The following is a 6,686-nucleotide window of genomic DNA, read 5'->3' as shown; positions in this document are numbered from 1 at the left end:
GACCGGCTGCGGCTGCTGCGGTGGCGCCGGCTGCGGCGGGATCGGCTGCGCGGCAGCGGGGCGCGCAGGAGCCTCCTCGTGGCGCACCGGACGCAGGTGTGCGTGGGCGGCCAGCTCCCGGGCGGCGACCGCCGCCCACGACTCCTCGCGCGGCGGCTCCCGATGCACGGGCGCGCTCGGAGCCTGCCCGTGGCCGTCGTCGTCCCCGGCCCACCCGACGGGCTGGCCGGCCCGGGCCCGTGGGCGCCGCAGCATCGAGTCGGCGCGGGCGCGCAGCTCGCGGGGCCGGAACGGCTTGACGAGGTAGTCGTCCGCACCGGCCTCGAAGCCCTGCACGACGTCGATCTCGTCGGCGAGCGCGGTGATCATGATCAGGTAGGTGTTGCTGAACTCGCGCAGCCGCTTGGCCGCAGCGAACCCGTCCATGCCGGGCATGTTCACGTCCAGCGTCGTGATGAGCGGGTTGTGGGCCCGGACGGCCTCGACGCCCTCCATGCCGTTCTCCGCCACGACCGTCGTGAACCCGGACTGGGTCAGCACGATGTCGATGAGGTCCCGGACATCGGGGTCGTCCTCGATGATGACCGCTGTCCAGACGTCCCCCTGCATGAGCAGGAGCCTAGCAACGGCGGACCCCTCGGTCCCGCAGTCCGGCGGTCCGGCAGTCCCTCAGCCCGCCGTCACCAGCTGGGAGGCGCGTTCCGGCCAGAACTGGCCCGCCGGCGGGCCACCGTTGCACTCGCCGTCGCTCTCGCCGGGTGGCTTGATCCACAGGTACGCGTCCAGCCGGGTGCCGTCGTCGACGTACCCCGGCCGCTGCCCCAGCGCCTGCCCGGGCGGGTTGCACCAGTCCTCGGGGGAGCCCACGCCGTTGCGCCCGCTGTCGACGACGTAGCTGGCGCCTCCGGTGAGCCGGCTGAGCCGCTCCGCCCAGGCGACCTCGGCCGCGTCGGTCTGGTAGTTCGCGACGTTGGTGGCGAATCCGCGCACCTCGTCGACCCCCACCTGGCGCAGCAGCTCGGCGAGCTCGCGGGCGGGCACCCAGCCCGAGTGGCCGCCGTCCAGGTACGTCGTCACGCCGGCCTCGACGAGGACGTCGACCGCCTGCGACAGCAGCGCCACCCGCTCCTCGCGCCGGTCGCACTCGACGGCGGCCGCGAGCGCGTCCGGCTCGAGCACCACCACGGCCCGGTCGGCCCCGCCGGCCGCGGTGGCGACCTCCCGCACCCACGGGAGGTACGCCTCGGCGTCGAGCCCACCGGCCGAGAAGCCGCCGGTGCAGTCACGGTCGGGCACGCCGTAGACGACGAGGACGGGGACCCGTCCGGCTTCGTCGGCGGACTCGACGACCTCGGCGACGTAGCCGCCGACCTCCCCGGGCGGGTGCTCCTCCGGCGTCAGCCAGATGCCGGCCGGGACCGAGGCCAGCTCGGCGAAGGCCTCCGCCTCGGCGGTCCGGCCGTCGGCGCGCGCCTGGGCCGCCGCCTGGGCGGCACGCGACCCGGGGTCGGCGTACTGCGGCCGCTCGGCGAAGACGTTCCGCTCCTGGGCGCCCGGCTGGAACGGCCCGACCTCGAGGCCGCGCGCGGCGAGGACGGCGAGGAGCACGAGCACGGCGGCCGTCGCGGCGACGACCGCCACGAGGCCCGCGCGACGCGGGCGCCGGGGCCGCTGCGGCTCGAACGCGGCGTCGGACGGCACGCGGTCATTGTGCCGGGGCGGGCGTGAGCGATGCTGGGACCGTGCCGACCTTCGTGCTCGCCTCCGCCTCCCCCGCCCGCCTGACGACCCTGCGCAACGCCGGCCTCGACCCGGTGGTGATCGTCTCCGGCGTCGACGAGTCCCAGGTGACCGACGTGCCTCCGGCCGAGCTCGCCCTCCAGCTCGCCGAGCTGAAGTGTGCGGCGGTCGCCGGGCGCGCCGAGGTCCCCGCCGGCGCGCTGGTGCTGGGGTGCGACTCGGTGCTCGAGCTCGACGGCGAGGCGCTCGGGAAGCCGGCCGACGCCGAGGAGGCGGTCGAGCGGTGGCGGGCCATGCGCGGACGCAGCGGGGTGCTGCGCACCGGTCACTCGCTGCGCGACACCGCGAGCGGCCGGGTCGCCGCCGCGACGGCCTCCACGACCGTCCACTTCGCCGACGTCGGCGACGACGAGGTGGCGGCGTACGTTGCGACGGGCGAGCCCCTGCACGTCGCGGGCGCCTTCACCGTCGACGGGCTCGGCGGCGCCTTCGTGACCGGGATCGAGGGCGACCACCACAACGTGGTCGGGGTCAGCCTCCCGCTGCTGAGGGACCTCGTGGCGGAGCTGGGGCACTCGTGGACGGGTCTCTGGGCTCGCTGACCGGACCACCCGGCAGCTGGACACCGTCGAGGTCGGCCGGCTCCCCCGCCCCGGGGTGGTCGGGCTCCGGGAGCCGCGGCGGCCCGGCCGGGTCGTACATCTGCGTGAGGTGGATCGGCCTGCGGAAGATGAACCGCCGGAAGAGGTAGAACCGGAGCACCAGGCCGAGGACCAGCCCGATCACGTTCGCGGCGACGTTGTCGGAGACCGGGTCGTCGAGACCGAGCACGTTCCGGCTGAACCACAGGCAGGCGACCGGGATCGTCATGGTGATGACGTTGATGGCGACGAACGCCGTCCGCCCGCCGTCGGCCTGTGCCGGCGGACGGTCGCGGAAGGCCCAGGTGCGGCTGCCGCGGTAGCTGATGACCATGCCGACGGTGTTGGCGATGACGTAGGCCAGGATCGGCTGGTCGGGCAGCAGGGCGTGCTCGCCGGTGTTGAAGCCGTGCACGAGCAGGTTGAACAGGAAGAGGGCGACGACCGTCGCCACGCCGCCCACGGCGATGAACCGACCGGCCTCACCGAGGAAGCGCCGGTTCGACATGGCTCTCAGGCTAACGAATCCCCGCCCGGGCGGTCACTCCACGGGTAGGCCGAGGCCGCGGGCGATGAGCATCCGCTGCACCTCCGAGGTGCCCTCGCCGACCTCGAGGACCTTGGCGTCGCGGTAGAACCGGGCCACCGGGTACTCCTCCATGAACCCGTAGCCGCCGAAGACCTGGGTCGCGATCCTGGTCGCGGTCACCGCCGACTCGGTCGAGTAGAGCTTGGCCACCGCCGCCGCCTGCTTGAACTCCCGGTACGACGCACCGCCGTCGGCCATCGCGTCCTTGATCGCCGCGGCCCGGTAGGTGAGCATCCGGCTGGCGTGGAGCATCACCTCGAGGTCGGCGACCTGGAACGCCACGCCCTGCTTGCGGCCGATCGGGCCGCCGAAGGTCTGCCGCTCCCCGGCGTAGGCCACCGCCATGTCCAGGCAGGCCTGGATGCAGCCGACCGAGAGCGCCGAGATCGCCACCCGTCCGTCGTCGAGGGTGGCGAGGAACTGGGCGTAACCACGACCCCGCTCGCCGAGCAGGTGGTCGGCCGGGACCCGCGCGTCCTCGAAGGACAGCGGGTGCGTGTCCGAGGCGTGCCAGCCCAGCTTGTCGTAGGCCTTCTCCGCGGTGAACCCGGGCGTCCCCGCCGGCACCATGATCGCCGAGATCTCGGGCTTCCCACCCTCCCGCGTCCCGGTGCGCGCGGTGACCGTCACGAGCGAGGTGATCGACGACCCCGAGTTGGTGATGAACTGCTTCGCGCCGTTGACCACCCACTCGTCGTCGACCAGCTCGGCCCGGGTGCGGGTCGCCCCGGCGTCGGAGCCGGCCCCGGGCTCGGTGAGGCCGAAGCCGGCGAGCCGCTCGCCGGCGACCAGGGCCGGGAGCCAGCGCTCCTTCTGCGCGGGTGTGCCGTAGGTGAGGATCGGGTTGATGCCCAGGCCGACGGCCGCCTGCAGGGTGATCCCCATCGACTGGTCGACCCGCCCGATCTCCTCGATCGCGACGCAGAGGCTGGTGAAGTCCCCGTCCTCGCCGGCGCCGCCGTACTCCTCCGGCGCGGTGAGGCCGAAGAGGCCGAGCTGCCCCATCCGCCGCACCACGTCCACAGGGAAGTGGTGCTCGCGGTCCCACGCCGCGGCATGGGGCGCGATCTCCGCCTCCGCGAACTCCCGGACGCTCCGGCGGAACTCCTCGTGCTCTCGCGACAGCTCGAACGACGTCATGGCGCGATGCTAGCCGGAGTGGTTAACGGTTGTTAACCACTCCGGGGCCGTCGAGCCGGGTCCCGGCGTCTCGCGGTCGGGACCACCCGGTCGGTCCGCTTCGCGGGGCGATAGCCTGCCCGGCGTTCTGTCAGTACGACTGTCACGACCACCAGGAGTGCGCACGGTGCCGGAGAGCAAGCCCCTCACGAAGGTCCTCATCGCGAATCGCGGCGAGATCGCAGTGCGCGTCATCCGCGCCTGCCGCGACGCCGGCATCGGCAGCGTCGCCGTCTACGCCGAGCCCGACCGCGACGCGATGCACGTGCGCCTCGCCGACGAGGCGCACTCGCTCGGCGGCGCGACGCCGGCCGACTCCTACCTCGACATCGCCAAGATCATCGCGGTGGCGGAGAAGGCCGGCGCGGACTCGGTCCACCCCGGCTACGGCTTCCTGGCCGAGAACGCCGACTTCGCCCAGGCGGTCATCGACGCCGGGCTCACCTGGATCGGCCCGCCGCCGGCGGCGATCGAGGCCCTCGGCGACAAGGCCAAGGCCAAGCACATCGCCGACAAGGCGAAGGCCCCGCTGGCGCCGGGCACCAAGGACCCGGTCAAGGACGCCGACGAGGTCGTCGAGTTCGCCAAGGCCAACGGGCTGCCGGTCGCCATCAAGGCGGTCTTCGGCGGCGGCGGCCGTGGCCTCAAGGTGGCGCGCACCCTCGAGGAGATCCCCGACGCCTACGAGTCCGCGGTCCGCGAGGCGGTCACCGCCTTCGGCCGCGGTGAGTGCCTCGTGGAGAAGTTCCTCGACAAGCCGCGCCACGTCGAGACCCAGTGCCTGGCCGACCAGCACGGCAACGTCGTGGTCGTCTCCACCCGGGACTGCTCGCTGCAGCGCCGCAACCAGAAGCTGGTCGAGGAGGCGCCCGCGCCGTTCCTGACCGACGAGCAGCTGAGCGAGCTCTACGAGTCCTCCAAGCGCATCCTCAAGGAGGCCGGCTACTACGGGGCCGGCACCTGTGAGTTCCTGGTCGCCCAGGACGGCACCATCTCCTTCCTCGAGGTCAACACCCGGCTGCAGGTCGAGCACTGCGTCTCCGAGGAGGTCACCGGCATCGACCTCGTCCGCGAGATGTTCCGCATCGCCGCCGGTGAGGAGCTCGGGTACGACGACCCGGAGATCCGCGGCCACTCCATCGAGTTCCGCATCAACGCCGAGGACGGCGGCCGCAACTTCATGCCCGCCCCCGGCACCCTGTCCGCGTGGAGCCCGCCGAGCGGCCCCGGCGTGCGCCTCGACGGCGGCTACGAGAACGGCGAGACCATCCCCGGCTCGTTCGACTCCCTCATCGCCAAGCTCATCGTCACCGGCCGCGACCGCACGCAGGCGCTCGAGCGCTCGCGACGGGCGCTGGCGGAGTTCGTGGTCGACGGCATGCCGACGGTCATCCCCTTCCACCGCGCGGTCGTGTCCGACCCGGCGTACGTCGGTGCCTCGAACCCGTCCGGCGAGGGCTCCTTCGACGTCTACACCCAGTGGATCGAGACCGAGTTCGACAACCAGATCGAGCCCTACTCCGGGGACGTCGCCGAGGCCGAGGAGGCCGAGGAGCGCCAGAGCGTGGTGGTCGAGGTCGGCGGCAAGCGTCTGGAGGTCGTCCTGCCCGGCGGCCTCGGCGGCATCGCCGCCGCCGGTGGTGCCGGCGGCGCGAAGAAGCCGAAGCGCAAGAAGGGCGGCGGCAGCGGCGCCGCCGCCAGCGGCGACGCGGTCACCAGCCCGATGCAGGGCACCGTCGTCAAGGTCGTCGTCGAGGAGGGCCAGGAGGTCGCCGAGGGCGACACCGTGGTCGTCATCGAGGCAATGAAGATGGAGCAGCCCCTCAAGGCCCACAAGGCCGGCACCGTCACCGGCCTGCAGGCCGAGGTGGGCGCGACCGTCACCAACGGCGCGGTCATCTGCGAGGTCAAGGGCTGACGCAACCTTTCGAGGCCGCCGGGCGTCAACACCACATGACCATGACCCGTGCAGCAACGACCGCCGCGGCGGCACTCCTCGGTGGGGTGCTGGCCGCCACGACGGCGGCGCCGGCCGGCGCCGCCGTCGACGCCATCAAGGACCCGGCCGGCGACGCGAAGACCCAGTTCACCTCCGGCGACGTCACGAAGGTGCGGGTCAAGCACGCACCGAGGGCGCTCCGCCTGGCTGTGGTCCACGCCGAGGACAGCGGCCTCGCCGACGTCTACCGGTTCAACGTCGACACCGACGCCTCCTCCCCCGGCCCGGAGTGGGTCGTCTCGACCGGCACCGAGGTGGAGGAGTGGCGGGTCCTGCGCGCCGACGGCTGGGCGGGCGCCCAGGGTGAGGTCGTGTGCCGGGCCGGCAACGACATCGACTGGGACGCGCAGCGGATGCGGCTCGTCGTCCCCCGGGGGTGCCTGGGCTACCCCGACCGCCTGCGGGTCAACCTGGTGACCGCGAACGACTACCCCGGCACGCCGGTCGACCACGCGCCGGGCAAGCGTCGGTTCGGCCCCTGGGTCACCAGCGGCTGAGGCCGGGTGGCGCGACGGGGCCCGTGCGGACGGGCCGCCGG

Annotated in this window: 7 protein-coding genes; 3 read left to right on the top strand and 4 right to left on the bottom strand. The window is 73.4% G+C overall.

Features of this window, described 5'->3' with window-relative positions:
• Together ACSMHG_RS08485 and ACSMHG_RS08480 are read right to left on the bottom strand one after the other, a co-directional pair.
• Positions 1 to 609: response regulator transcription factor (locus ACSMHG_RS08485; protein ID WP_435743660.1), on the bottom strand; the 609-nt coding region annotated here is incomplete at its 3' end.
• Positions 610 to 669: 60 nt separating this feature from the next.
• Positions 670 to 1,701 (bottom strand): glycoside hydrolase family 6 protein, encoded by a 1,032-nt coding sequence (locus tag ACSMHG_RS08480; RefSeq protein ID WP_435743658.1) that lies wholly within the window; start codon positions 1,699 to 1,701, stop codon positions 670 to 672.
• A 41-nt stretch (positions 1,702 to 1,742) separates the two neighbouring features.
• On the opposite strand from ACSMHG_RS08480, the gene ACSMHG_RS08475 reads away from it, so the two are divergent.
• The gene (locus ACSMHG_RS08475; RefSeq protein ID WP_435743656.1) at positions 1,743 to 2,342 is read left to right on the top strand and encodes a Maf family protein; all 600 of its coding nucleotides are present in this window, start codon (positions 1,743 to 1,745) and stop codon (positions 2,340 to 2,342) included.
• Here the strand turns inward: ACSMHG_RS08475 and ACSMHG_RS08470 are convergent.
• Positions 2,272 to 2,889 (bottom strand): GtrA family protein, encoded by a 618-nt coding sequence (locus ACSMHG_RS08470; protein WP_435743654.1) that lies wholly within the window; start codon positions 2,887 to 2,889, stop codon positions 2,272 to 2,274. The genes ACSMHG_RS08475 and ACSMHG_RS08470 overlap by 71 nt on opposite strands.
• Positions 2,890 to 2,922: 33 nt before the next feature.
• Entirely contained in the window at positions 2,923 to 4,110 is a 1,188-nt protein-coding gene (locus tag ACSMHG_RS08465) for an acyl-CoA dehydrogenase family protein (protein ID WP_435743652.1), read from the bottom strand.
• A 166-nt stretch (positions 4,111 to 4,276) separates the two neighbouring features.
• Between ACSMHG_RS08465 and ACSMHG_RS08460 the strand changes: the two genes are divergently transcribed.
• Positions 4,277 to 6,067, top strand: coding sequence for an acetyl/propionyl/methylcrotonyl-CoA carboxylase subunit alpha (locus ACSMHG_RS08460; RefSeq protein ID WP_435743650.1), 1,791 nt, complete (start codon positions 4,277 to 4,279; stop codon positions 6,065 to 6,067).
• A 41-nt stretch (positions 6,068 to 6,108) separates the two neighbouring features.
• Positions 6,109 to 6,645 (top strand): hypothetical protein, encoded by a 537-nt coding sequence (locus tag ACSMHG_RS08455; protein ID WP_435743648.1) that lies wholly within the window; start codon positions 6,109 to 6,111, stop codon positions 6,643 to 6,645.
• Positions 6,646 to 6,686: the final 41 nt, after the last annotated feature.

The organism is Nocardioides ureilyticus, from assembly GCF_051280745.1.
Classification (GTDB): domain Bacteria; phylum Actinomycetota; class Actinomycetes; order Propionibacteriales; family Nocardioidaceae; genus Nocardioides.
The sequence above is the reverse complement of the archived record's forward strand: the minus strand, read 5'-3'. Positions and strand labels throughout refer to the sequence as shown.